Origin of the sequence: Pusillibacter faecalis (assembly GCF_018408705.1) — a bacterium.
Taxonomy (GTDB): domain Bacteria; phylum Bacillota; class Clostridia; order Oscillospirales; family Oscillospiraceae; genus Oscillibacter; species Oscillibacter faecalis.
In genome coordinates, this window is the sequence record NZ_AP023420.1 from 1,402,513 (window position 1) to 1,428,548 (window position 26,036).

At 58.1% G+C, this 26,036-nt stretch carries 27 protein-coding genes and 1 other annotated feature; of the genes, 20 read left to right on the plus strand and 7 right to left on the minus strand.

The genetic code is table 11. The features are described 5' to 3' along the window. The first annotated feature begins 130 nt into the window (after positions 1-130). From KJS55_RS07120 to KJS55_RS07190, 15 genes are all read left to right on the plus strand, one after another. Positions 131-889: a ParA family protein gene (locus tag KJS55_RS07120; RefSeq protein ID WP_213543006.1), complete on the plus strand. Its 759-nt coding sequence runs from the start codon at positions 131-133 to the stop codon at positions 887-889. A gap of 25 nt (positions 890-914) precedes the next feature. Continuing rightward, complete coding sequence (locus KJS55_RS07125) at positions 915-1,802, plus strand: ParB/RepB/Spo0J family partition protein (protein ID WP_187030036.1); 888 nt, start codon at positions 915-917, stop codon at positions 1,800-1,802. Next, positions 1,799-2,350 (plus strand): hypothetical protein, encoded by a 552-nt coding sequence (locus KJS55_RS07130; protein ID WP_187030038.1) that lies wholly within the window; start codon positions 1,799-1,801, stop codon positions 2,348-2,350. Before KJS55_RS07125 ends, KJS55_RS07130 begins: the two co-directional genes overlap by 4 nt. Before the next feature lie 68 nt (positions 2,351-2,418). After that, complete coding sequence (gene serS, locus KJS55_RS07135) at positions 2,419-3,723, plus strand: serine--tRNA ligase (RefSeq protein ID WP_187030040.1); 1,305 nt, start codon at positions 2,419-2,421, stop codon at positions 3,721-3,723. Positions 3,724-3,919: 196 nt separating this feature from the next. Then, positions 3,920-4,327 (plus strand): large conductance mechanosensitive channel protein MscL, encoded by a 408-nt coding sequence (gene mscL, locus KJS55_RS07140; RefSeq protein WP_187030042.1) that lies wholly within the window; start codon positions 3,920-3,922, stop codon positions 4,325-4,327. Further along, a complete protein-coding gene (rsmG, locus tag KJS55_RS07145) occupies positions 4,327-5,022 on the plus strand; it encodes a 16S rRNA (guanine(527)-N(7))-methyltransferase RsmG (RefSeq protein ID WP_187030044.1) in 696 nt (231 codons plus the stop codon). The genes mscL and rsmG overlap by 1 nt, the downstream gene beginning before the upstream one ends. Before the next feature lie 38 nt (positions 5,023-5,060). Continuing rightward, on the plus strand, positions 5,061-5,807 hold the full coding sequence (locus KJS55_RS07150) for a nucleotide-binding protein (protein WP_187030047.1): 747 nt from the start codon (positions 5,061-5,063) through the stop codon (positions 5,805-5,807). Positions 5,808-5,823: 16 nt separating this feature from the next. Continuing rightward, entirely contained in the window at positions 5,824-6,237 is a 414-nt protein-coding gene (locus tag KJS55_RS07155; RefSeq protein ID WP_187030049.1) for a methylglyoxal synthase, read from the plus strand. Positions 6,238-6,334: 97 nt separating this feature from the next. Continuing rightward, positions 6,335-7,693 carry a histidine--tRNA ligase gene (gene hisS, locus KJS55_RS07160; RefSeq protein ID WP_187030051.1) on the plus strand — a complete coding sequence of 453 codons (1,359 nt, stop codon included), beginning with the start codon at positions 6,335-6,337 and terminating at the stop codon, positions 7,691-7,693. A gap of 49 nt (positions 7,694-7,742) precedes the next feature. Then, complete coding sequence (locus KJS55_RS07165; protein ID WP_213543007.1) at positions 7,743-9,008, plus strand: S-layer homology domain-containing protein; 1,266 nt, start codon at positions 7,743-7,745, stop codon at positions 9,006-9,008. 124 nt (positions 9,009-9,132) lie between these two features. Then, on the plus strand, positions 9,133-10,908 hold the full coding sequence (gene aspS, locus KJS55_RS07170) for an aspartate--tRNA ligase (RefSeq protein WP_213543008.1): 1,776 nt from the start codon (positions 9,133-9,135) through the stop codon (positions 10,906-10,908). Between the two features lie 279 nt (positions 10,909-11,187). After that, positions 11,188-11,664 (plus strand): hypothetical protein, encoded by a 477-nt coding sequence (locus KJS55_RS07175; RefSeq protein WP_213543009.1) that lies wholly within the window; start codon positions 11,188-11,190, stop codon positions 11,662-11,664. 177 nt (positions 11,665-11,841) lie between these two features. Next, a complete protein-coding gene (locus tag KJS55_RS07180; RefSeq protein WP_213543010.1) occupies positions 11,842-13,053 on the plus strand; it encodes a glycoside hydrolase family 3 protein in 1,212 nt (403 codons plus the stop codon). Next, positions 13,050-14,207 (plus strand): alanyl-tRNA editing protein, encoded by a 1,158-nt coding sequence (locus KJS55_RS07185; protein WP_228300483.1) that lies wholly within the window; start codon positions 13,050-13,052, stop codon positions 14,205-14,207. Before KJS55_RS07180 ends, KJS55_RS07185 begins: the two co-directional genes overlap by 4 nt. A gap of 8 nt (positions 14,208-14,215) precedes the next feature. Beyond that, complete coding sequence (locus tag KJS55_RS07190) at positions 14,216-14,521, plus strand: DUF6881 domain-containing protein (protein ID WP_187030063.1); 306 nt, start codon at positions 14,216-14,218, stop codon at positions 14,519-14,521. Positions 14,522-14,566: 45 nt separating this feature from the next. Here KJS55_RS07190 and KJS55_RS07195 read toward each other — a convergent pair whose 3' ends face one another. The 7 genes from KJS55_RS07195 to rpmH all read right to left on the minus strand — a co-directional run bounded on the left by KJS55_RS07195 (position 14,567) and on the right by rpmH (position 21,212). Next, positions 14,567-16,417 (minus strand): LTA synthase family protein, encoded by a 1,851-nt coding sequence (locus KJS55_RS07195; protein WP_213543011.1) that lies wholly within the window; start codon positions 16,415-16,417, stop codon positions 14,567-14,569. 147 nt (positions 16,418-16,564) lie between these two features. Next, entirely contained in the window at positions 16,565-17,986 is a 1,422-nt protein-coding gene (locus tag KJS55_RS07200; protein WP_213543012.1) for a glycine--tRNA ligase, read from the minus strand. 61 nt (positions 17,987-18,047) lie between these two features. After that, positions 18,048-18,254 (minus strand) — a binding site (T-box leader). A gap of 96 nt (positions 18,255-18,350) precedes the next feature. Beyond that, a complete protein-coding gene (gene jag, locus KJS55_RS07205) occupies positions 18,351-19,154 on the minus strand; it encodes an RNA-binding cell elongation regulator Jag/EloR (RefSeq protein ID WP_187030069.1) in 804 nt (267 codons plus the stop codon). Between the two features lie 9 nt (positions 19,155-19,163). Next, entirely contained in the window at positions 19,164-20,333 is a 1,170-nt protein-coding gene (locus tag KJS55_RS07210) for a YidC/Oxa1 family membrane protein insertase (RefSeq protein ID WP_187030071.1), read from the minus strand. Positions 20,334-20,378: 45 nt separating this feature from the next. Continuing rightward, positions 20,379-20,588, minus strand: coding sequence for a membrane protein insertion efficiency factor YidD (gene yidD / locus KJS55_RS07215; protein WP_187030073.1), 210 nt, complete (start codon positions 20,586-20,588; stop codon positions 20,379-20,381). Beyond that, a complete protein-coding gene (gene rnpA / locus KJS55_RS07220) occupies positions 20,585-20,929 on the minus strand; it encodes a ribonuclease P protein component (RefSeq protein WP_187030075.1) in 345 nt (114 codons plus the stop codon). The genes yidD and rnpA overlap by 4 nt, the downstream gene beginning before the upstream one ends. 142 nt (positions 20,930-21,071) lie before the next feature. Beyond that, positions 21,072-21,212, minus strand: coding sequence for a 50S ribosomal protein L34 (gene rpmH / locus KJS55_RS07225; protein ID WP_187030077.1), 141 nt, complete (start codon positions 21,210-21,212; stop codon positions 21,072-21,074). Positions 21,213-21,649: 437 nt separating this feature from the next. On the opposite strand from rpmH, the gene dnaA reads away from it, so the two are divergent. The 5 genes from dnaA to remB all read left to right on the plus strand — a co-directional run bounded on the left by dnaA (position 21,650) and on the right by remB (position 25,988). Continuing rightward, the gene (gene dnaA, locus KJS55_RS07230) at positions 21,650-22,957 is read left to right on the plus strand and encodes a chromosomal replication initiator protein DnaA (protein WP_228300484.1); all 1,308 of its coding nucleotides are present in this window, start codon (positions 21,650-21,652) and stop codon (positions 22,955-22,957) included. 230 nt (positions 22,958-23,187) lie between these two features. Continuing rightward, complete coding sequence (dnaN, locus tag KJS55_RS07235; RefSeq protein WP_207724350.1) at positions 23,188-24,303, plus strand: DNA polymerase III subunit beta; 1,116 nt, start codon at positions 23,188-23,190, stop codon at positions 24,301-24,303. A gap of 1 nt (position 24,304) precedes the next feature. Then, entirely contained in the window at positions 24,305-24,520 is a 216-nt protein-coding gene (locus tag KJS55_RS07240) for an RNA-binding S4 domain-containing protein (protein ID WP_187030078.1), read from the plus strand. Then, positions 24,510-25,625 carry a DNA replication/repair protein RecF gene (gene recF, locus KJS55_RS07245; RefSeq protein ID WP_187030080.1) on the plus strand — a complete coding sequence of 372 codons (1,116 nt, stop codon included), beginning with the start codon at positions 24,510-24,512 and terminating at the stop codon, positions 25,623-25,625. Before KJS55_RS07240 ends, recF begins: the two co-directional genes overlap by 11 nt. A 96-nt stretch (positions 25,626-25,721) precedes the next feature. Next, positions 25,722-25,988 carry an extracellular matrix regulator RemB gene (remB, locus tag KJS55_RS07250; RefSeq protein WP_187030082.1) on the plus strand — a complete coding sequence of 89 codons (267 nt, stop codon included), beginning with the start codon at positions 25,722-25,724 and terminating at the stop codon, positions 25,986-25,988. Positions 25,989-26,036 lie beyond the last annotated feature (48 nt).

A 26,036-nucleotide genomic window follows, 5' to 3' on the forward strand; every position in this document is an offset into this window, starting at 1 on the left:
CCAGCAAATCGCGCTGTTTCACGTGAAACAGATTTCTTTTGCGAAATTTCTTCGGTTTCCCTTGCCAGCAGCGAAGGAGCTTGCTATAATAAATCAGATCTTGAACCATACTCAGAAAGGAGGTGCCTCTGTGGGAAAAATCGTCGCCATTGTCAACCAAAAGGGCGGTGTGGGAAAGACAACCACCTGCGTCAACCTCACTGCCGCGCTGACAGAGGCTGGCAAACGGGTTCTGCTGTGCGACTTTGATCCTCAGGCCAACGCCACCTCCGGCATGGGCGTGGACAAAACCGTTTCCAAGGGAATCTATGAGGTGGTCATCGGAGATGTTCCCGCCGATCACGCCATTGTCCAAACCCGCTGGGGAGATGTGCTGCCCAGCAACAAGGCCCTGGCTGGCGCCGGCGTGGAGCTCATTGCCCTGGAACAGCGGGAGTCCTTGTTGCGCAAGGCGTTGGCCCCTGTCCGGGATGTGTACGACTTCATTTTTATTGACTGCCCTCCCTCCCTGGAGCTGTTGACGCTGAATGCCCTGTGCGCCGCCGACTCTGTGCTGGTGCCGGTCCAGGGAGAATATTACGCCCTGGAGGGACTCAGCGACCTGATGAATACCATCCGGCTGGTACGCCGCTCCCTGAACACGAAGCTGGCGCTGGAGGGCGTCCTGTTGACCATGTTTGACGGGCGGACCAATCTGGCCCTACAGGTGGCGGAAGAGGTCAAGCATTACTTCCCTGGGAACGTCTATGCCACGGTGGTTCCCCGAAATGTCCGGCTCTCGGAAGCTCCCAGCCACGGCAAGCCGATTGCCGCCTATGACCGTACCTCACGGGGGGCCGAGGCCTATACCGCCCTGGCGGCGGAATTTTTAAAGCGGCAAACCCCTTGAGCCGCTTGGAAAGGAGCGCATTTTTATGGCATCCAAAAAGCCCTCCGGCCTGGGCCGCGGACTTGGGGCCCTGCTGGGCGACGACGTGATGAATGCCGACGCCCAGACCGTCACCACACTGCCCATTGCCGAGGTGGAGAGCAACTCCGCCCAGCCCCGCAAGTATTTTGACGACGCTGCCCTGGCAGAGCTGGCGGAGTCCATCCGGCTCCACGGCATCATCCAGCCCCTGACGGTCCGGAAGCTCTCCTCCGGCTACTACCAGATCATTGCCGGCGAGCGCCGGTGGCGGGCCGCACGGCTGGCCGGACTCAAGGAGGTTCCGGTGGTGGTCATGGAGGCCGACGACCGCAAGGCCGCGGAGCTTGCCATGATTGAAAACCTCCAGCGGGAGGATCTGAACCCGATGGAGGAGGCCCTAGGCTACCAGGCGCTGATTCAGCAGTATCACATGACTCAGGAGGAGGCCGCCGCCCGGGTGGGCAAATCCCGCCCCGCCGTAGCCAACTCCCTGCGGCTTTTGGAGCTGGACCCAAGCGTGCAGCAGCAGGTAGTGGAGGGCCGACTCTCCGCTGGCCATGCCCGGGCACTGGTCCCCCTCTCCCCCGCGCTGCAGGTGCGGGCCGCGGGCACCATTCTTCAGGGCGGACTCTCTGTCCGCCAGACAGAGACGCTGGCCAAGCGCCTGGCTGCTGAGAAAAAAGCAAAACGAAGCCCCGCCGCCAACCAGGTCAATTACGCCGCCGAAGCCCAACAATCTTTGTCCTCGGCGCTTGGACGCAAGGTCCGGATTGTCACCGGCCGGAACAAGGGCCGCATTGAACTCGAATACTATGGGATGGATGATCTCAATGACCTGTTGGAGGCCCTCGCCCTCCTCAAGCAATCCCGGAAAGGACCGAAAAGCCCATGAGTCAGGAACCAGAAATCAAACCCACCGCGCCGGAGACGGCGGACAAGCCCCAGACGTCCCCGGCGGACAAGCCCGGCAAAAAGCCGGTGGTGGTCTATATCATGATCCTTTTTATCGCCGCTTTTTTACTGATGGCCCTGTCTTTCTTCATGCACCAGCGGAGCAACTCCGAGGTGCTCGGTGAGCTGCAAAACTCCGTCACCACCATGCAGGAGGTGCAGCGGGAGCAGGAAAAAATCATGGAGCTGCAGGAGGAGTTGGCTTCCATGCAGGAAGAGCTGACGGCCCTGCAGGAGGAGGCCGACCAGCAGCAAAGCGCCGCCCAGGCCCAACAGGAGGCAGACGCCGCCGCGATGGAGGCTCTAACCTCCCTATACCGTCTACAGCAGGAGTACAGCGCCAGACACTACGAAAACTGCCAGGAGATCATTGAGGAGATGGAGCGCAGCGGAGCCCCCTCCCTGCTCCCGCAGGATGTGGGCAGCGGCATCACGCCGCCCGACGAGCGCTATCAGGAGCTGAAAGCCGCCGTGGAGGATCATCTGTGAGCCTTCACAACTGGCAGAGGCCCGTTTGATGATGGAACTAGCTTCTATGAAAAGAGGAGAGAATTGCTGTGTTAGATATCCGTTTTGTCCGGGAGAATCCCGAGATCGTCAAGGAAAATATCAAGAAGAAGTTCCAGGATGCCAAGCTGCCCCTGGTGGACGAGGTCATCGCGCTGGATGCCAAACGCCGCGCGGCGATTGCAGAGGCGGACCAGCTGCGCGCGGACCGCAACCGCCTGAGCAAGCAGGTAGGCATGCTGATGGGCCAGGCCAAAAAAGACCCCTCTAAGCTGGAGGAAGCCGAGGCTGTCAAGGCCCAAGTCAAGGAGCAAGCCGACCGCCTGGCGGAGCTGGAGCGGCAGGAGGCGGAGCTGGAGGAACGGGTCCACCATCTCATGCTGGTGATCCCCAACATCATTGATCCCTCCGTGCCCATCGGCCCGGACGACTCCGCCAACGTGGAGGTGGAGCGCTTCGGGGAGGCCAAGGTTCCCGACTTCCCCATCCCCTATCACACGGAGATTATGGAGTCCTTCAACGGCATTGATCTGGACGCCGCAGGCCGGGTCTCCGGCAATGGGTTCTACTATCTGCTGGGGGACATCGCCCGCCTCCACGAGGCGGTGCTGGCCTATGGCCGGGACTTCATGATTGACAAGGGGTTCACCTATTGTATTCCCCCCTTCATGATTCACGGCAACGTGGTGGAGGGCGTCATGAGCCAAACGGACATGGACGCCATGATGTACAAGATCGAGGGCGAGGACCTCTATCTGATCGGCACCAGCGAGCACTCCATGATCGGCCGTTTTATTGACCAGATTCTGCCAGCGGAGAGCCTGCCCCAGACCCTGACCTCCTACTCCCCCTGCTTCCGCAAGGAAAAGGGCGCCCACGGCATTGAGGAGCGGGGCGTGTACCGCATCCATCAGTTTGAAAAGCAGGAGATGATCGTGGTCTGCAAGCCCGAGGAGTCCAAAGACTGGTACGAAAAGCTCTGGCGCTACTCTGTGGAGCTGTTCCGCTCCCTGGACATCCCCGTGCGGCAGTTGGAGTGCTGCTCCGGCGACCTGGCGGACCTGAAGGTGAAGAGCTGTGATATCGAGGCCTGGAGTCCCCGGCAGCAGAAGTTCTTCGAGGTCTGCTCCTGCTCCAACCTGGGCGACGCCCAGGCCCGCCGCCTGCGCATCCGCTATAAAGACGAAAGCGGCAAGATGCAGCTGTGCCACACCCTCAACAACACCTGTGTGGCCCCGCCCCGGATGCTGATCGCCTTCCTGGAGAACAATCTCCAGGCCGACGGAACGGTGTTGATTCCGGAGGTCCTGCGGCCCTACATGGGCGGTAAGGAGAAGCTGACGCCTAAAAAGTAATACAAAAAGTATTATCATTTAAAAATAATACCAATATAACCCCCGTCCCCAGCATTAGGAACGGTGCGTGTATCCAGAAACGATCTCTTCACGGCCTGTGATCGGCCTGCGCCGCAGCGGATACCAATGCTGAGCCAGCCCCGTCCTGTGGGTCATCTCTTGCTTTGATCAATTCACATAGAAAGGAAGCCTGTTTATGTCGAAAACCACCGGCTTGATCGCCGAATTCAAGCAATTCATTGCCCGGGGAAATGTGATGGACATGGCAGTAGGCGTCATCGTGGGCGGCGCCTTCAAGGCCATCGCGGACTCCCTGGTGAATGATATCATCAACCCCATTCTGGGAATCTTTGCCGGCGGAAACGAGAGCCTCTCCGCTCTGGCCATTCATCTCCCCGGCGGTGGAGACCTGCTGATCGGCAGCTTCCTCAACGCGGTTTTGAATTTCCTCATCATGGCGTTTGTCGTCTTCTGTCTGGTCAAAAGCATCAACAAATTCCACCGGAAAAAGGAGAAGGCCGCGCCTCCTCCGGCGCCTCCGGAGCCCTCTGCTGAGGAACGGCTGCTGACGGAAATCCGGGACCTCTTGAAGGAGCGGGGCTGATGGAGGAGCTTTTGCGCCAGGGCCTGACGGCCCTGGGCCTGCCGCCGGAGAGCGCACCTGATCTTGCCCGGTACGGCGAAATGCTGCGGGAAAAAAATCGGGTGATGAACCTGACCGCCATCGAAGACCCGGCGGAGATTGCCGCGCTGCACTTTCTGGACAGCGCCGCTCTGCTGACCTTGGCGGATTTCCGGAACAAGCGCGTTGCGGATGTGGGCACCGGCGCAGGCTTTCCGGGGCTTCCCCTGCGGATTCTGGAGCCCTCCCTCAGCCTGACCCTGCTGGACGCTCAGAATAAACGGGTGGAGTTTTTAAAGGAGGTCTGCGCTGCTCTGGGTCTTTCAGATGTCACATGCGTCCACGCCAGGGCCGAGGAGTTCGCCGCGGACCACCGAGAGGGCTTTGATCTCGTGGTATCCCGGGCCGTCGCCAATCTGCGGCTGCTCGCGGAGCTGTGCCTGCCTCTGGTGAAGGAGGGCGGGCGCTTTCTGGCCATGAAATCTGTGGACAGCGATCAGGAGCTGGCAGAGTCCCGGCACGCCATTGAGACCTTGGGCGGGGCCGTGGAAACAGCCTCTTCGTATGTCATTCCAGGCACCGAGATTCGTCACCGGGTAATTTTTATAAAAAAACTGCGGAAAACCGACAAAAAATACCCAAGAACATTTGCAAAAATTAAGAAACATCCGTTATAATGATCTAGTAAACACATTTGGCTGGAGGAATGTCACTGATGGGACAGTGTATCGCCGTGGTGTCCGGCAAGGGCGGCACCGGAAAAACCTCCTTTACCGCCGGCGTGGGCGCGGCACTGGCTCTGTCCGGCCTGCGGGTGCTGTGCGTGGACTGCGACATCGGCCTGCGGAACCTGGATATTGCCCTGGGCCTTTCCGACGCGGCTCTGATGGATTTTTCCGACGTGGCCCAACAGCGCTGCACCCTGGAAAGGGCGGTGGTGTCCCACCCCCAGCTGGCAAAGCTCTCCTTGCTGACGGCTCCGATCCGCCAGCGGGGGCAGCCTGTGACCGGGGAACAGATGGCATCCCTTCTGCGCGCCGTCCGGATACAATACGACTTCTGCCTGCTGGACGCCCCAGCGGGCCTGGGCGATGGCTTTTTGCTGGCAACCGCCGCCGCGGACCGCTGCGTGGTAGTTACCACAGCGGATGCCTCCTCCCTGCGGGATGCCCAGCACACGGTGATGGAGCTGGGCCGCTTTGGTCCAGGAAAGCTCCATCTGGTGGTCAACCGGGTCCGGAAAAAGCTGCTGCGCAGTATGCACGCCACTATTGACGACGCTATGGACAAGGCAGGTCTGCCGCTTCTTGGCGTTGTGCCGGAGGACGACGCTCTGCCGCTGGCCCTCAACCGGGGCTCGCCCATTCTCCTCTCGGCGCCGGCCAGTCCCGCGTCCTCCGCCTATCGAAATATCGCAACCCGTCTGCGGGGCGGCAAAGCCCCCCTGCTGCGAATCAAATAAAGAAAGGAGCGCCACGATGAATATTGCTCTCATGTCTCACGACAACAAGAAGGAACTCATGGTCCAATTCTGTACGGCCTATGCGGGCATCCTCTCCAAGCATCATATCTACGCCACCAACACCACCGGCCACATGGTTGCCGACGCCACCGGCCTCAAGGTCCACTGCTTTTTGACTTATGCCCACGGCGGCAGCCAGCAGATCGGCGCCCGGATTGCCTACAATGAGTTTGACCTGGTGATCTTCTTCAATGATCCCAGCCGGGAGGACATGGCCGGAGACATCTCCTATATCTCCCGGCTGTGTGACCAGAATAACATCCCCTTTGCCAGCAACATCGCAACCGCCGAGATGCTGGTGCTGGGTCTGGCCCGGGGCGATCTGGACTGGCGGTGCATTGTCAATCCCTCCACCCGGCCCATTGCCTGAGCTCCCCCCAACGCCGTCTCAGGACGGCGTTTTCCAACGAACCGACCCCATCAGCCCCGCATCGCGGCGACTACACAAGATAGAAGGAGCAACCACCATGGCTACGATGACCCCCCGGACTCTGTCCGGCTTTATGGAGCTGCTGCCAAAACCCCAGCAGCAAATGGAACGGATGATGGAAATTCTGCGGCGCACTTACGCCCTGTATGGCTTCACCCCGCTGGACACCCCGGTGATTGAGGCTGCGGAGGTGCTCCTGGCCAAGGGCGGCGGCGAGACGGAAAAGCAGATTTACCGCTTCCAAAAGGGCGACGCGGACCTAGCTCTGCGCTTTGACTTGACGGTGCCCCTGGCCAAATATGTGGCCCTGCACTACAACGACCTCTCCTTCCCCTTCCGCCGGTATCAGATCGGCAAGGTTTACCGGGGAGAACGGGCCCAGCGGGGCCGCTTCCGGGAATTCTACCAGGCCGACATTGACATCATCGGGGACGGCAGACTTTCCATCACCAACGAGGCGGAGATTCCCGCCATCATTTACAAGACCTTTTCCACCTTGGGTCTCAGGCGCTTTCAAATTCGGGTCAATAATCGCAAGATCCTCAACGGCTTTTACGCCATGCTGGGTCTTACGGAGAAATCCGGAGACGTGATGCGCACGGTGGACAAGCTGGACAAAATCGGCCCGGAGAAGGTAAAGTCCATCCTGGTGGAGGACGTGGGGGTGAGCCCCGCCGCCGCAGACGAGGTCCTCTCCTTCATCGCCATCGGCGGGGGAAACCAGGCCGTGCTGGCAGCGCTGGAGGGCTATCAGAGCCGCAGCGCCGTGTTCGACGAGGGCCTGGAGGAATTGCGGACTGTGGTAAAGTACCTCTCCGCCTTCGGCGTACCGGAGGAAAACTTTGCCGTGGACCTGACCATTGCCCGGGGCTTGGACTACTACACCGGCACCGTCTACGAGACCACCCTTCTAGACCATCCAGAGATCGGTTCCGTGTGTTCCGGCGGCCGGTATGATAACTTAGCGGAATATTATACAGAAAAACAACTCCCCGGCGTAGGGATTTCCATCGGCCTAACCCGGCTCTTCTATGTTTTGGGGGAGCAGGGGCTTTTGAACCCGGACCTCCCCACCGCCCCGGCGGACGTGCTGATCCTGCCCATGACGGAGGACCTCTCCGCCGCCATTGCCCTGGCCACACAGCTGCGGGAAAACGGCATCCGGACCCAGCTCCACTGCGAGGAGAAGAAGTTCAAGCAGAAGATCAGCTACGCCGACAAGCTGGGCATCCCCTATGTGATCTTTCTGGGAGAGGACGAGATCGCGGGCGGCGTGGTGGCCTGCAAGGACATGGCCACCGGCGAACAGACCAAGCTGGAACCCGCCGCCACGATATACCGCATCAAAGCAGGCTTGGCAGAACGGGAAACAGGCACTGTGATTTTAGAAAAATAAGCAACGTTTTGTAATATTAATTGGATAAAATACAAATAGGAGCGATTTTATGAGAAGCGTTCGCATCTCAGCATGGGTGCTTGCCATGCTTTTGACCTGTTCTCCGCTCTCCGCACTGGCAGTGGAAACGGACCTGCTGCCCGCCCGCCGGGCAGCTCCTGATTTTTCCGACACCGCCGGCACAGCATATGAGGAGGCTGCGTCTGTGGTCTATGAGGCCGGCGTGATGAACGGCTTCACGGTCTCCCGCTTCGCTCCGGAGGAGCCGCTGATGCCAGAACAGCTGGCGGCAGTATGTGCCCGGCTGTACGATCTGCTTACCGGCGGCAGCGGAGCCTTCCCCGCCCCGGCAGAAGACGAGGCCTGGTACGATCCCTACTACCGCTTTCTGGAAGAAGCCTTGGATAATCAGGGGGAATCGGGGTCCGCGGATGATGCGGAAGGCAGCGGACCGGTTGTCGGAACAGAGGAAATGAAAGCCCTCCCATGGAATCTGCACCCCGGCAAGTATCCGGTCCTTCGGTGGATGCTCGCCGCCTATTTGGACCAGACGCTGGAGGCCGCCGGCGTCACGCTGCCGCAGCGGAACGACATCTCCGTTCTGCCCGACGCGGCTGGTCAGGACGGCGCATCTATTCTGCGGCTCTGCCGGGCGGGAATCTTCACTGGCACCGACCCATACGGCACCTTCCGGCAAAACGACGTGGTGACGCGGGGAGAGGCAGCGGTCATTCTGGCCCGGGTTCTGAGGCCCGCCCTGCGGGAGAGCTACTCCATTCTGCCCTTTGACCTGTGCGCGGATGTGCTGGGTGTAGACGGTAAGTCCCCGGCCCTGACCGTGGAAGGAGAGACCATCACGATGGAGCAGTTCGCTCAGGAGCTGTGTCTGGCCCTGCGGCAAAACGCTTTGGAATCCCCGGACGCCCCGGAGCCGGAGACAGCTCTGGCCGCCGCTGTGGAGGAAATCCAAGAGGATGTGGCAATTGACCGCCTTGCAGCGAAGCACCATCTGCTCATGAGCGAGCGGAAAATCAGTGACACTTACGGCTCCATTCCCGCCGGTTATCAAGGCGTCACCCGGGAGGGATGGCTGTGGGAATACGGCCACAGCCTGCTTCATCAAGAGCTCTTTCTTCTCTACCAGGCCCAGAGCGGACCTGCCGTCTCCGATGGAGAAACCCAGGGAGAGCTTCTGTTCGATGCGGCTTTAGACGCTGCCCGGCCGAAGGATGCCTCCCTTAGCCCGATCCTGACGGAAATGGATTGGGACGCCGTCCTGGAGCGGCTTCTCTCCTCCCCCTTCCGGGCATTGTGAGGCGGAAGCCGCGGCAAACCGCCGCGAGCGTGCGCGGCGGACCATGCCATCCCTGAAAGATTCATCGCCCTGCCGCCTGGAGTGCAGCGCGGCAAAACCCAGATACAGAAAGGACGCAATCATCATGATGCAGAATCGAACCCACACCTGCGGAGAGCTGCGGCTCTCCGACGCCGGGAAGCAGGTAAAAATCTGCGGCTGGCTGGAGAATGTCCGGGAGGTCGGCAGCGAACTGGCCTTCGCCGTGATCCGGGATTTTTACGGAACGACTCAGGTGGTGGCGGAGACCGCCCAGCAGGTGGCCCAGCTGAAATCCATCACCAAGGAATCCACCGTCTCGGTGGAGGGCACCGTCCGGGAGCGGGACAGCAAAAATCCAAAGCTCCCCACCGGTGAGGTGGAGATCCTCCCCACCCGTGTGGAGGTGCTGGGCCGCTGCCAGCACACGGAGCTCCCCTTCCCTGTCAACCGCAGCCGGGAGGCGGATGAGGCTGCACGGCTGAAATACCGCTACCTGGATCTGCGGAATCCGGAGGTCAAAGATAATATCGTCCTGCGCTGTCAGGTGGTGGCCGCCCTGCGGCAGGCCATGACGGACCACGGCTTCCTGGAGATCACCACCCCCATCCTCACCGCCTCCTCACCAGAAGGCGCCCGGGACTACCTGGTGCCTGCCCGGAACCATCCTGGCAAATTCTACGCCCTGCCTCAGGCGCCTCAGCAGTTCAAGCAGCTGCTGATGACCTCCGGCTTTGACCGCTATTTCCAGATCGCCCCCTGCTTCCGGGACGAAGACGCCCGGGCAGACCGCTCTCCCGGTGAGTTCTACCAGCTAGACATGGAGATGGCCTTTGCCTCCCAGGATGATGTGTTCGCCGTGTTGGAGGACGTGCTGCCCCCCATCTTTGCCAAGTATGGCAAATACAACCGGGCCAGCTCCGCCCCCTTCCTGCGCATCCCCTATACCGAGGCCATGGAGAAGTACGGTTCCGACAAACCGGACCTGCGAATCGACCTGACGGTTCAGGACGTAACCGAGACCTTCAGCGGCTGCGGCTTCGGGCCCTTTGAGGGCAGCCGGGTCAAGGCCGTGGTAGTCAGCGATTTCCACGAGACCCGGAAATTCATCGACAAGACCCTGGCGGACGTGGAGGTGGTCTCCGGCTCCAAGCCCTATTGGTTCCGCCTGGACGAAAACGGCGAAATCGTAGGCGGTATCGCTAAGTTCGTCGCTCCCATGAAGGACGCCGTGGTTTCCTCCCTGGGACTGAAGGCCAATGATTTCGTGGCCCTCTCCGCCGGCAAGCTGACCCAGGCTCAAAAGACCGCCGGTGTGCTGGTGAAAACCCTGGGCGCCGCCGTTCCCGGCCACATGGACCGTGAGCAGTACAGCTTCTGCTGGATTGTGGACTTCCCCATGTACGAGATCGGAGAGGAGTCCGGAGAGCTGGAGTTTTGCCATAACCCCTTCTCCATGCCCTCCGGCGGTTTGGAGATTCTGCTGAAGGCGGAACGGGGCGAGATTGACCCCCTCTCCATCACCGCCGACCAGTACGACCTGGTGTGCAACGGCGTGGAGCTCTCCTCCGGCGCAGTACGGAATCACGACCCGGAGATCATGATCAAGGCCTTTGAGATGGTGCGTCTTGGCGAAGAGGACGTGAAGGCCAAATTCCCCGCTATGTACAACGCCTTCACCTATGGCGCGCCGCCTCACGCAGGCATTGCCCCGGGCGTGGACCGGATGGTGATGCTGCTGGCCGGTGAGGACTCCATCCGGGAGATCATCCCCTTCCCCATGAACAAAAACGCCATGGATGTGATGATGGGCGCTCCCAGTGAAGTCACCCAGAAACAGCTGGACGAGCTGCATATCGCTCTGGTGAAAACCGAGGAATAAACTTGAAAGACCGGCCTTTCGGCCGGTCTTTTTGCTGCCAGGCACCGGCAGCAAAAAAAGTATGGGGCGTTCCCGCTGCGCTCTTGGCGGGAAAATCCCCACCCACGCGCCTTTGAGTCACGATCTCCAAAGCGGCGCAAAGAGGCTCCCCACTTCAGGATAAAAATTTTATTTATTTACGCAAATTTTTCTTGTTATTTGCGCAACCTTGTTCTATAATGAACTTACAGAGGGATTCTTCCCACCGGCTGGAATCCTGGAATACAGATGGAGGTTATCATGATGAGCTATCCAAAGACCGGCAACGAAGTGTTTGTCAGCTTCTCTTTGTCCAATACCATGTTTTCTGGACTCGGCAAGGGAACCATCACCCGGGAGGAAGTCTCCGCCGATTATTTGAAGGACCTTTTTCAAAAATATGGCGTGATGGTCTCCGCCAAGCCGGAACAGCGCAAGCTCCTGGAGCGTGTGAACACGATCTATGATTTGGGTCTGGATATCCCGGAGACGCTGAAAATCATTCAGCTCTCGGAGAAAAACCGCCGCCTGGTGCTGATTGCCGTCCAAGGCCTCAGACGGGTGAACGGTTCCCTTCTGCCGGAGTACACAGAGGAAGAATTTCAGGAGGCCACCTTCAGCTTTGTGAAGTACTATGTCCAGAGCCGGCACTATGATGAACTGGTTGCGGAAAACGAAAAGCTGAAAAAAGACTTGAATGCTGAGATTGCCTGGCGCACTCGGGTTTCCGATATTTAACAGGCTTTCCAACAGCCGCCCTTTTGGGCGGCTGTTTTTCTTTTCTTTTTCCTCCCTCTGTGGTACAATGTCCAAAAAGGCGGATATCCCCGCCCAAGCATGGCGCGTGCCGGCAGAAGCGGTATACCACGACCGGACGGAGTTTTCCACCGTCCCTGATCTGTTGAGGAGGTACTCATGAGACGATCTTTCGCGGCGGGATTGGCCGCTCTGACACTCCTGCTCTTGGCGGGCTGCGGCGGAAGCAAGGCTTCTCCCTCCGAGGTTCCCGAACAGCCCTCCGAGGAGCCGGCGCCGCCGGAGCCCACGGCGGAGGAGCTGGCAGCCCGGGAAATTGAGACGATCCTCTCCTCCCTGACCCTGGAGGAAAAGGTGGGGCAGCTCTTTTTTGTCCGCTGTCCCGCTGAACATGCCATAGAGGACATCGGGACCTATCATCTGGGAGGGTACCTTCTCTTTGGCCGGGACTACCAAGATGCAGCCGGAAGCTGGCTCACGGAGGAGCAATTTGTACAGACCATCACCGCCTATCAGGACGCTGCCCTGGCCGATACCGGCATCCCCCTCCTGATTGGCTCCGACGAGGAGGGCGGCACCGTCACCCGGGCCAGCCGGAACCCCAACCTCTTTTCCTCCCCCTTCCGCTCCCCCCAGCAGATAGCAGTTGAGGCCGGCGGCCGCGGAGAGGCCTTTGCCGAGGATGCCCTAGAAAAAAGTAACGGGCTGAAAAGCCTAGGCATCAACGTGAATCTCTCGCCGGTGGCAGACGTCTCCACCGAACCAAAGGATTTTATCTATGACCGGACCCTGGGACAGGACGCCCAATCCACCGCGGATTATGTCGCCAGCGTGGTTGCCGCTGTGCGGGAGGCCGGCGGCATGGGCAGCGTCCTCAAGCACTTCCCTGGCTATGGAAATAATGTGGACACCCACACGGGCATCGCCGTGGATCAGCGGAGCCTGGAGAGCTTTTTCTCCTCCGATTTTCTGCCGTTCCAGGCTGGGATCAGGGCCGGCGGAGGCACCGCGGCGGTTCTCGTCTCCCACAACATCATGACTGCGGTGGATGAAACGCTTCCCTCCTCCCTCTCTCCTGCCGTCCACCAGCTGCTGCGGGAGGATCTGGGGTTCGACGGCGTGGTGATGACCGACGATTTGGCCATGGACGCGGTCGCCGCCTACGCCCAGGACGGCGCTGTGGCGGTTCTTGCACTGGAAGCCGGAAACGATCTTATCATCACCACGGACTACCGCACCCAGATTCCCAAAGTGATGCAGGCGCTGGAGGCTGGGGAGCTGGAGGAGAGCGTTATTGACGCGGCCTGCCGCCGGGTACTGACCTGGAAACAGACCCTGGGCCTGCTGCTTCCCGGAGAAAGGATTTCATGAAGATGTCTACAGAAAAACTCTACTACCAGGACTCATTTCTCCACTCCTTCTCCGCCAAAGTGCTCTCCTGCGAGCCTCAGGGGAAGAGCTGGAGCGTTGTCCTAGACCGCACCGCCTTTTATCCGGAGGGCGGCGGACAACCGGCAGATCATGGCGTTCTGGGTCCGGCTCGGGTGCTGGATGTCCACGAGAAAAACGACGTCATTTTCCACACCACCGACCGTCCTGTGGAGATTGGCCCCGTCTCCGGGGAGATCGACTGGGCGCGGCGCTTTGATCACATGCAGCAGCACTCCGGCGAACACATCTGCAGCGGGATGATCTGTCAGCAGTATCAGTGTGATAATGTGGGCTTTCACCTGGGCGCGGACTTCGTAACCATTGATTTCAACGCCTCCATTTCCTGGGAAGACCTGCTGAAAATCGAAGCTCGAGCCAACGAATACATCTATGAAAACCACCCGGTCTCCATTCAGTTCCACCAAGGTCCGGAGCTTGAAAAGCTGTCATACCGCAGTAAAAAGGCTCTGGATGGGGAGGTTCGCATTGTCTCCTTTCCCGGCGCCGACTGCTGTGCCTGCTGCGGCACCCATGTTGCAAGCAGCGGACAGGTGGGCCTGATCAAGGTTCTCTCCTGTCAGAAGTTTCGCAGCGGCGTTCGGATTGAGATGCTCTGCGGCCGGCGGGCGCTGGAATACCTCTCCAATACCTGGGCGCAAAACCGCCTGGTGGCACAGACGCTCTCCGCCAAGCCGGAAGCCACTTACAACGCGGTTGTCAAGCTGCAGCATCAGCTGGCAGAGACCAACTTTCGGGCGGCGCGGCTGGAAGAAGCGGCCTTTGCCGCCCTTGCGGAAGAGTATGCCGGAAAGGGGGATGTATTGCTGTTTCAGCCGCCCATGCCTCCGGACAGCGTCCGCCGCCTGGCGGATACGGTGGCAAAAAACTGCGGTGGCCTCGCGGCGGTATTTGCCGGTGAGGACGGGCGTCTATATCACTATACCCTGGTCCGCGCGGACGGTGAAACCATCGCTCCTCTGGTAAAAGAGATGAATACCGTCCTTCATGGCAAGGGCGGCGGCCGAAACGGCTTTGCCCAGGGCAGTGTGGAAGCCCGGCAGGAAGAAACGGAAGCCTTTTTCAGAAAGGGATGAAGCACCCGATGGAATATATCTATATCAGCTATCTCACCCATGAGGAGGACGACCCCGCAGAATCCTATGTGGAGCTGGACGAAACCCACAGGGAGCGGCGGCGTGTGGACCTCTATGACAATGGCATGTGCTTTGCCTACGGCGGAATCTACGGATATTCGGAAGCCCTGTCCAAGACCCCATACCCGGAGAGTCCCTATGGTCTCAACCGGCCGGGAGAGGTGGATGCCCGGCCGATCTCCGGCGAGGCCTTTGAGGCCTTTTGGTTCCAGCTTCCCGAGCGGCCCACCGGCTTTATGGATGCGATCTTTTAAACCCAAAAAACAGCAATGTCCCGGCCAGCTGGCCGGGACATTGCTTTAATATTGGAAATGGGTTCCGTAATAGTATTCCAGGTTCTGATATGTTGTCAGGGCCTTCTTCCCTGCCTCGTCCAGCTCTGCGGTCAGCGCTCCATGTTGGACATAGCGTCCCACGGAGGTCAAAACCGGAATCTGCTCCCAGATATCCGTGGTAGCCTGCGCCCAGGCGTTCCCCTGCCAGCCGCAGAGGTCAAAGAGCAGATTCATCAAGAAGCAGGAGGACACATCCGGCCCCTCGCCTACAAAGTCCTCTCCCAGCGCCTCCTTGGCAGCGTCGTTAGCCCAGATTAGATACCGGGTGCTGTAGTAGTTGTAAAATCCCTCCTCCGTGGCGGTGTCCAGATTCACGCCCAGCTCCTGATAGGCGGAATTGCTGTAACCAAGCCAGGGCTTATGGTCCCCAAACACCACCAGCACCACCGGCCGTTCCTCCTGGCGCAAGCGATCTACCAGGGCCGCTAGCTGCTCCGCTGTGTCCGCAACGGACCCCAGATAGTTATCCACGATGTTGGCGGTTTCCGTGGAATACCGGCCGTCGGTATAGTGATCTCCCCGCCAAACCTCTTCGGTGTCGTAGGGGCCGTGTCCCTGATAGGTCACATTGAAGGAGAAGTAAGGCCCACCCGCTCCGTCACGGTTGGCGGCATATAAGTTGTAAATCTCCTGAAAAAGAATGCTGTCCGGAGCAATCGTCACCGGGGAAAGCTCGCTGTAGCGGTTTTCCAGAAAGTAATATGTGGGAATCCCCAGATATCCGTTGACATTGCGGCGGTTATAAAACCAGTCGTAGCTGGGATGGCTTCCCTCCACGGTATAGCCCTGGCTTCCGAAATACCAGCCGTAAGAATTGGTGTTGGTCCTGAAATTCCACAGGTCCGTATAGCCTGTCAAAAATGCCCGCTCCGTGTCCACGGTGCCGCCGGCAAAGATGTTGGTGATGAGGTTGCCGGTATAGCTCTCCGATTCCAGAGCGTGATAGGTGCCATAGGCGCTCTCCCAATCCACGCCTTCCACACCCGCAAACCTGGAAAAGTCCGCAAAGGCTTCCAGCTGAATGGTGAGAAGGTCCACCTTGCGCTCCTCTGGAAGATCGGCGTCCGCATAGGAGGCCAAAAGCTCCCGGGCGGCGTCCGCATCGTATCCCTCCGGCGGTTCAATACTGCCCACTGTGATGCTGTGGAGAAAGGGATAGATAAATCCCTTGGAGAGATAGAGCTGCGTGGAGGACCAGCGGTTGATATAATCGAAATTCTCCGTTTTGTTGTCATAGAGGTCGTCGTCCGCATAGACGCCCGCTCCCGCCGCGCAGAGAAGAATTCCCACCGCTATCATGCCAATCCGTACCCTCCGCCGAGGCACGCCCCGGACCAGGAAGAAAAGGAACAAGGTCCCCACAGCAATACAAATGAGACCCAGCCAAATCCTCTTGTCCGGCGTCAGGTCATAGTCCGCCGTCTGTGTGATGGAGCCGGCCTCCCGAATATACTTGAGATCTTCAAACATCAGCGGGTCGTCCCGGAAGCGGAGCTTGTAGTAATTCGCCAGGGAAAATCCCCACACCACCACGGACGAAATGAGAAAAGAAAGCCACGGCCGGCCTAGCAGACCGTAGAGAATCAAAAGCAGCACCACCACCGGCGCGATGTTCAAAAAGGCGATCAGCGGGTGCTCCAAATAACTCCGCATCATGGCGGTTGCGTAATTGCCGTAGGCGTAGAGCAGCGACAAAAATCCTAAAGATACTCCCGCCAGCAGCATCATCAGGGCATTCCAGACCCAGTACCACACCTGTTTTCTCCCCTGGAGCGTGGAGTTTGGTCGCTGGAACAGCCAGAAATCTTTCAACATGCAGCCTCCCTTTCAAAATCAGGCGGAGGCGGGGAAATCCCCGCCCCGCCTCTTTCCTCTATCCAAATGCCAGCCAATATTCTTCTATCCAAGCGGCATCCATTTCCTCCCCCGGAAATGTGAAAACCGCCCCGGTTTACCAGCCGCTCAATAGGCCAGTTTCTCCGCAAGATAGCTTCTCAGCTGGTCGATGGGCAGCCGCACCTGCTCCATAGTATCCCGATCTCGGACGGTCACGCAGTTGTCGCCGGCCTTCTCCGCGTCGCCCACGGTGTCGAAGTCCACGGTGATGCAGAAGGGCGTGCCAATCTCGTCCTCCCGGCGGTAACGCTTGCCGATGGAGCCAGTCTCATCAAAGTCCACCATCCAGTCCTTGGCAAGCATCTGCTGAATCTCCATGGCCTTGTCAGAGAGCTTTTTGGAAAGAGGCAGCACCGCCGCCTTGAAAGGCGCGATGGCGGGATGAAAGCGCATGACCGTGCGCACGTCGTTCTTGGCCTCGTCCACAACCTCCTCGTCGTAGGCCTCCACCAACAGGGCCAGGGTCATCCGGTCCGCGCCCAGGGAGGGTTCAATGACATAGGGCACATAGTGCTCGTTTCGCTCCTGGTCGAAGTAGGTCAGATCCTGGTTGGAGTACTGCTGGTGCTGCTTGAGATCGTAGTCGGTCCGGTCCGCCACGCCCCACAGCTCGCCCCAGCCGAAGGGGAAGAGATACTCAAAGTCCGTGGTGGCCTTGGAATAGAAGCACAGCTCCTCCGGGCTGTGGTCCCGCAGCCGCAGGTTCTCGTCCTTCACGTTCAGGCCCATCAGCCAGTCGTGGCAGTAGGTTCTCCAGTACTGGAACCACTCCAGGTCCGTGCCAGGCTTGCAGAAGAACTCCAGCTCCATCTGCTCAAACTCCCGGGTACGGAAGGTGAAGTTGCCGGGAGTGATCTCGTTGCGGAAGCTCTTGCCCACCTGGCACACGCCGAAGGGGAGCTTGCGGCGGGTGGTGCGCTGGACGTTCAGGAAGTTCACAAAGATGCCCTGAGCGGTCTCAGGCCGCAGGTAGACGGTGTTCTTGGCGTCCTCCGTCACACCCTGGAAGGTCTTGAACATCAGGTTAAACTGGCGGATGTCCGTCCAGTTGTGCTTGCCGCAGGTGGGGCAGTTCACCTGATGCTCAGCGATAAAGGCGGCCATCTCCTGCTGGGAAAAAGCGTCGATGGGTTTTGGGAGATCAAACTGGTTGGCCTCGCACCAGTCCTCAATCAGCTTGTCGGCCCGGAAGCGCTCCTTGCACTCCTTACAGTCCATCAAGGGATCGGAAAAGCCGCCCAGATGGCCGGAGGCAACCCAAGTCTGAGGATTCATCAAAATGGCGGCGTCGAGCCCGACGTTGTAGGGATTCTCCTGAACAAATTTTTTCCACCAGGCCTTTTTCACGTTGTTCTTCAGCTCAACGCCCAAAGGACCGTAATCCCAGGTGTTGGCAAGACCGCCATAAATCTCGCTGCCAGGGAAAACAAAGCCCCGGCCCTTGCACAGGGCCACAAGTTTCTCCATGGATTTCTCGGTGTTCTTCATGTTTTTTCTCCTTTTCCAGATTTGGCTCAGGACGAAAAAAACGCCCCGGGCCGGTTTCACGGCTCAGGGCGAGTCAAAAACCCGCGGTTCCACCTGAATTCGGATCTGGCTGATCCGCACTCTTGCCCAATAACGGCGGGGACCGGCGGCACATTTCCGCACCGCGGCTCCAGGGCGCCTTCTCCTCTTTCCCCGCAAGGGCTTACACCGTCCCGCCCTCTCTCTGCGCCGGGGATGGGAGGATACTTCTCCCTCTCATCGCTTTTAACAGGTGGTACTGTACCACGTTTTTCCCGGAATGTCAAGCGCCGCGCCGCGTCCAGAGGGAAAAGGAAGGCCCGCCATCAGGCGGGCCTTCCTTCATTCACTTCTTGTCCCGGTCATAGGTGACAACCACGCGGCGGTTTGGGTCCACGCCGGTGGAATGGGTTGTGACGCCGGGAACATCCTGCAGCGCCACATGGATCACATGCCTCTCATAGGCATTCATCGGCTCCAGCGTCACGCTGCGGTGATAACGAGTCACCTTGGACGCCACCTTCCTGGCCAGATGCTGCAGGCTCTGCTCCCGTTTATTCCGGTAGCCCTCGGCATCCAGCTGAACCCGGACCCGGCCCCCAGTGCGGTTCACTGCGTAGCTGGTGAGCTGCTGGATGGCATCCAGGGTCTCTCCCCGGCGGCCGATCAGCGCGCCCATATGCTCACCCTCCAAAAAGACCTTATAGCGGCCCTTTTCCGGCTGATACACCTTAATGACCGCGGAGACCTCCATCTGCTCCATCAATCCAGTGAGAAAACGGCGGATGGCCTGGGCTTTTTCGTCATCCACTTCCTCACCCAGTGCTGGAACCACTGGCGTCTCTTCTACCTTTTTCGGCTTCTTTTCGGCCTGCTCCATCTTTGGCTCCACCCGTTTTTCAGGCCTTGCCTCCGTCCGCTTCTCCGGCTTAGGCTCCGGCTTTCTTTCCGGCTGCTTCTCCGCGGGTTCCTCCTCCGGGCCGTAATAGACCCGGACCTTGGCAGGACAGCTTCCCAATCCCAGGAAGCCTGCCTTGGCCCGCTCCAAAAGCTCAACGGAAACATCGTCCCGATCCATGGACAGCTGAGCCAGTGCGGCGTTAATCGCCTCTTCCTCCGTCTTTCCCGTCACGTCGATATACTGTCTCATAACGGCTCCTTACTCACTTTCCTCATAGCGGTCAGGCTTGTAGGCCCGCCCTCTTGCATAGGGCCGGTTTCCAACCCGGCCGGCCTCTGTGGTGCTGACCGCGGCCTTGGCGGCTTTGGCGGCCTTGGCAGCCTGGGCAGCCTTCTGCTTTTCCCGTAGAGTCTGCTTTTTCTCAGCCTGACGGCGCTGCTCCTCCTGCTGCCGCCTGCCCTCTTCCATGCGTTTTTGCCGGTCAGCCTGCCGGGCCTCATAGCGAGCGGCTTCCTCTTCCTCCATCTTCTTGGTGAAGAATTTATTCATGATGATCTCCTGCACCAGGGAGAACACGCTCTGGGCAATCCAGTAAACACCCAGGGCCGCCGGCATGATAAAGGCGATGTACACGGAGAAAAGGGGCATGGTGTACATCATCATTTTGGTGGAACCTGCTGCAGCGCCCTGCTGGGGCTGCTGCTTCATAGAGATGTAGCTCATCAGCAGCTGAGAGCCGCCGGCCAGGATGGGAATCAGAATCAGTCCAATGCACGCCCAGGAGAAAGAGAAATCCTTCACCACATCCCAGGGATTCGTGGACAGATTCAGATTCAGGAAAGAATAATTTAAATTCACCCAGCCGTCAATTCCGCTCACAGCATCAGGCAGCTGTGTTTGAATCGCGTTGACCAGGTTGATCTGGCCGTATGGCTGCAGCTGGGGAAGCCCCGCAGAGCTCAGGGCCATGGTGCCATCCTCCGCCAGCTGGACAATATTGGCCATATTGATGCCGGCATTGTAGGCGGCGTCAATGAGCTTGTGAAGCACATCCTCCCCCAGCATCATGAAGTGCGTGATGGGCTGGCGGATGATGGAGTAGAGCGCGATCAGAATGGGCAGGGGCAGAAAGCTCCACAGGCATCCGCTCATGGGGTTGAAGCCCTCTTCCTGGTAGAACTTCTGCATTTCCTCCTGCATTTTTAGCTGGTTGTTGGCGTATTTTTTCTGAATTTCCTGGATTTTACCGGACATCCGGTTCATCCGCAGCATGCTCTTTTTGGACTTCATCTGGAAGGGCAGCATAATCAGCTTGATCACCAGGGTGAACAGGATGATTGCCGCGCCATAGGAACTGGTCAGCTCATAAAAAAAGCGGACCAGCCACGCAAACGGGATACAGATATAGTATCCGATGGTTGAAAACATAGATTCCTTTCCTCCAAGTCGAAATCAAACGGCGCCAAATGCGCATCAGGGAACGGGATCGTATCCGCCCTTATGAAACGGGTTGCAGCGCAGAATCCGCTTAAACGCCAGCCAGCCGCCCTTCCATGCGCCGTACTTTTCAATGGCCTCCAGCGCGTACTGGGAGCATGTGGGAATATAATTACAGCACCGGGGACGGTAGGGAGAAATCGCCGTTTGATAGAATCGGATCAGAGCTTTCAGAACATGCTTCATAGCTTGTCCTCCCACAAATCCAGATTCCGGCAAAGACGCACAAAGGTATCATTCAGCTCCCGCCAGGGCGCCTGCGCGGTCCGTTTCCGGGCCACCAGGATGATGTCCCAGCCCTGACGGAGACGGCCGCTCTGCAGGCGGTAAACCTCCCGCAGCCGGCGGCGGCAGCGGTTGCGCACAACGGCCCCGCCCAATTTGACAGAGGCCGTCAACCCCAGTCGATTATGACCAAGGCGGTTCTTCCTGCAATAGAGCACCATGCTGCCGCCGGCTGCCGATCTTCCCTTTTGATACAGCCGCCGAAACTCATGATTCTTTTTCAGAGTAACCGACCGCTTCATATCCTTCCCCTATCCGATCCATCCAGCGCATCCACTCTCATGGTCCAGGCCGACAGAAACTTTTGTAGGGACGGAGGAATCTCTCAAAATTCCCGCCGTCCCTGCAGACGTTTTTTAAGTGTCTCCCGCGTCTGCGTGGCGTTTAATAGGACAGACGGGCGCGGCCCTTGGCGCGGCGGCGGGAGAGGACCTTACGGCCATTTGCCGTGGACATCCGCTTGCGGAAGCCATGAACCTTCTGGCCATGCAGCTTCTTGGGCTGATAGGTACGTTTCGTTGCCATGCTTGCACCTCCTGTCAAAATTCAGGCCGCCCGGTTGGACGGCGCTTACTCGACACCTCTCCCAAAAGCCGGGACAGGCGCAGTAAACAAACTCAGGCGTCTTTTGACGCATCAGTTAGTATAGCATAGACCGGCAAAAGGTGTCAATAAAAACTTGAAATTTGAAAAATTCCCGTGATTTGATTGGTTTCAGCGTCAAATTTCAAAATATAGTGGTCATATTTCACACTTTAACAAGATCTTGTTTTGATAGGAGCCATCACAACTTTTCAATCTTAATATTAGAATAAGTGTTGCTTGAAACCCACTTTTTTGGTATAATGAAAAAATAGCGAATTGACTGCTTTTGTGCCATCCGCCCCTCTGCGCGGCCGGGAAGCCCCCGCACGGTTCAAACGCCGCAGTCGCTTGATATTCAGATGACAAGAGAGGTGCTTTTGTTGAATTCCATCGCCGACGTATGGAACAACGTCCTGCAGCAGTTGAAAAAGGATCTCTCTGAAACCACCATCGCCACCTGGTTTGACGAGCTGGAAGCGGTGGAGATTCAGGGAAACGTCTTTGTTCTCTACTGTCCCAACGATTTTAAAAAGGGCTATATTGAATCCCTGTTCCTAAAAAACATCAAGGCAGTCCTGCGAGATATTTTCTCCATGGATTTTGACGTTCGCATTATCGGAGAGCGTGCCAACGAAGGAGAAAACAACCGGCAGAACGACCGCTTCAGCACAGCTGAATTTACCTTTGAGGCCTTTGTGGTAGGTCCTTCCAACAAGCTTGCCTATGCCGCCTCCCTCTCCGTTGCCGAGCACCCAGCCAAAAACTATAACCCCCTTCTCATCTATGGGGACTCCGGTCTTGGAAAAACCCACCTGATTTACGCCATTGCCAATGTGATCCGAAAAAACGACCCTAAGGCCAGAATCGCCTATGTGAAGGGCGACGACCTCACCAATGAGCTGGTGGACGCCATCCGGGAGGGCAAAACCGCAGACATGCGGGAGAAATACCGCCAGGCGGATCTTCTGCTGGTGGACGACGTGCAGTTCATCGCCGGCAAAAAGCAGACCCAGGAGGAGTTCTTCCATACCTTCAATACCCTCTATGAGTCCGGACGGCAGATCGTTCTGACCTCGGACCGCCCCCCCTCCGAGATGACCCAGCTGGAGGACCGTCTCCGCACCCGGTTTGAATGGGGGCTGCTGGTGGACGTAGCGCCTCCGGACTTTGAAACCCGGGTGGCCATTGTCAAGAACAAGGCCGCCATGCTGGGCATGACTCTGCCCGACAAGATTGCCAACTATATCGCGGAAAACGTCACCGCCAATGTCCGCCAGCTGGAGGGCACCATTCATAAAATTCTGGCCTATAAGGATCTTCTTGGCAATGAGGCAGACGAGGAAACCGTCACCCGGGCCATGCAGGATATTTTAAAGCGCAGCAGCGAGTATATCCCCACACCGGAGGCAATTCTCGAGTACATCTGCAAGTACTATGGTCTGGAGGAATCCGTCATCCGCGGTCAGCAGCGGGTGCGGGAGGCCGTACAGGCCCGGCAGATCGCCATGTACCTGATCCGCTCCATGACCAACTCCTCTGTGGTGGACATCGGCAAGGTCTTTGACAACCGGGACCACTCCACCGTGCTCTACTCCATTCAGCAGGTAGAGAAGAAAATGAAAAAAGACCCAGCCTTTGCCGAGACGGTCAAGGAGATTAAGACCAACATCAATTCCAAGCGGTAATTTCTGCACATTCCCTGTGGAAAAGGAAAAAAGGGGTGTGGAAAAGCGGGTATCCCAAATCTCGGGTGGAAAAGCAGGCGCTGATTTCCACATCCCGTCTGGAGAGAGAATTCCTTGTCGGAAAAGCACTTTTTCTTTTTTTCCACATTTTTTTATTCTATGATTATTATTTCTAAAACATGTGATTCTTTTTTCTTGAAAAAAGCAGCAAGATAGAGAGGAAATTTGCCATGATAAAATTTAGCTGTGAAAAAGTCCTCCTGCAAAACGCCATCTCCGTCACAGGACGGGCTGTGGCGCAAAAGAGTTCCATCCCGGCTCTGGAGGGGCTTCTTCTCCGGGCGGATCACCAGTTGAGCGTATCCGGCTACAATATGCAAACCGGCATCCGGACCACCGTCCCGGCGGACGTTGCACAAAGCGGCGAGATTGTTCTGAATGCGAGACTGTTTGGTGATATTATCCGCCGGATGCCGGACGATGTGGTAACGATCTCCGCAGATGAAAAAATGATGGTGCATCTGCGCTGCGGGGACGCCGACTTTGATATTTTAGGCCTCTCCGCCGCCGATTACCCGGATCTTCCGGAAGTGGAGGACGAATACTCCGTATCCCTGCCTCAAAAAACGCTGCGGGCCATGATTGAAGAGGTGGCCTTCGCGGTTTCCACCAATGAGAGCCGCCCGGTGCACACCGGCGCTCTCTTTGAGATCAGCGACACGGGGCTCACCATGGTGGCGGTGGATGGATTCCGGCTTGCCATCCGGCGGGAGCCCCTGGAGAAAATGGAGGGCGGCGCGTTTTCCTTTGTGGCGCCCGGCTCCGCCCTCAACGAGGTGAAGGGCATTTGCGGGGATGTGGAAGACCTGGCTGCGGTGACCCTGGGCAAACGGCATATCCTCTTTGAGGTTGGCCAGACAGAGCTGATCTGCCGCCGTCTGGAGGGGGAATTCCTGGACTATAAAAACGCCATTCCCCGCAAAAATCCCATTACGGTGATTGCGGATACCAAGGCCCTGATCGAGAGCATTGACCGGGTGTCCGTGGTCATCTCCGACAAGCTGAAAAGCCCGGTCCGGTGCGTATTTGATCATGACAAGCTGATGCTCTCCGCCAGAACCGGCAACGGCGAGGCGCGGGACGTCTGTTACCTCTCCGGAGACGGGGGCGGGCTGGAAATCGGCTTTAATAACCGGTATTTGATGGAGGCGTTGCGCTATGCTCCGGCGGATAGCGTGAAAATTGAGCTGAATACCGGAGTTTCTCCAGCGATTATTGTGCCGGTAGACGGCGAGGAAAACTTTCTTTACATGGTGCTGCCGGTGCGGCTGAAGAGCGCGGAGTGATATGAAGACGATTCCTATTACAACAGAGTTTATCAAGCTCCAGGATTTGATGAAGCTTGCCAATGTGGTGGAAACCGGGGGCGAGGCGAAAGAGCGGATTCAGGGCGGCGAGGTTTTGGTGAACGGCGAGGTTTGCACCATGCGGGGAAAGAAAATCCGTCCCGGTGATGACGTCTGCTTTGCCGGGAAGCATTACACGGTGAAATATGCAGATTGACACCCTGTATCTGGAATCCTTTCGGAATTATGAACAGCAGTTTCTGGAATTTGACCCTGCGTGCAACGTGATTTATGGGGAGAACGCCCAGGGCAAAACCAATCTCCTGGAGGCGTTGGCGTATCTCTCCTGCGGAAAATCCCCCAGAGCCAGGACGGACCGTGACATGATCCGCTTTGGCGGGCAGGCGGCGGTCATGACGGCCGGGGTGTTTGTCAGGGAACGGGAGTTTCAGGTGCGGGCGGAGCTGAGCCGGGAGCGGCGGAGAAAGCTTCTGATCAATCAGGTGCCGGTAAAAACCGGCGCGGAGCTGAGCCGGGTCTATAACACGGTGTTTTTCTGTCCTGAGGACCTCCTTTTGATCCGGGAGGGGGCCGCCGCCAGACGGCGCTTTCTGGATGTCACCCTCTCCCAGCTGCGGCCAAGATACGCGGAGGCGCTTGCTCAATATCATCGGACGTATGAGCACAAGACCCGGATTCTCCGGGATGCGGAGGAGCGGCCAGACCTGCTGGACACGCTGCCGGAGTTCAATGAGCGGCTGGTGAGATACGGTGCGGTGCTGATTCACTACCGCCATCAGTTCTCCCTGCGGCTGCGGGAATACGCGGCGCTGAACCACCGGGAGTGTTCTGGAGAGCGGGAGGAGTTGGAGATTCAATATGCGACGGTTTCTACGGTTACAGATCCTGGCGCGGACCTTTCCGTGCTGATGAATCAGCTCCGGACCCATATGGAGTCCCACAGGGAGGCGGAGCGGGCTTCCCGGCTGTGCCTGTCCGGCCCTCATAAGGATGATCTCCTGGTCACGATTGACGGCCGGGACGCCAAGCAGTATGCCTCTCAGGGACAGACCCGGACTGCGGCTCTTTCCATGAAGCTGGCGGAACGGGAAATTTATAAAAATGTGGTGGGGGAATATCCGGTGCTGCTGTTGGATGATGTGCTCAGCGAGCTGGACCCCCGCCGGCAGGAATTCGTCCTCAACCGCATCGCGGGCGGGCAGGTGTTCATCACCTGCTGTGAGGACGACCGACTGCGGGAACTGCTGAAGGGAAAAGTCTTTCATATTGAGCATGGAAGCGTTTCGGAGATGAACACGTGAGCAAGCGGAGGCGCCGGGAACCGCGCGTAAGCGCGTATGAAATCGCCGCGCCGTGAAAGCGGCGCTGTGAATGGAAGAGAGGAAGGGAGTGAGGCTTTGTATCTGCATCTTGGTCAGAATGAGGTGATTGCAGAGCACAGGATCATCGGCATTTTTGATCTGGACAAGTGCAGCACCAGTAAACGGACCCGGGATTACCTGTCCGCCGCAGAGCGGGAAGGCGTGGTGCTGGATATCTCCGGTGATCTGCCCAAATCCTTTGTGATATGCGATCACCCCTATCACCGGCAGATCGTCTATCTCAGTCAGCTGAACCCCTCCACCCTGAAAAATCGGGCGGAGAGCGGCAGGCTGGAGCTGTAACAGCCTGGGGCTGTTTGGAAATACCGGACAGCAGGCGGAAAACCAGAC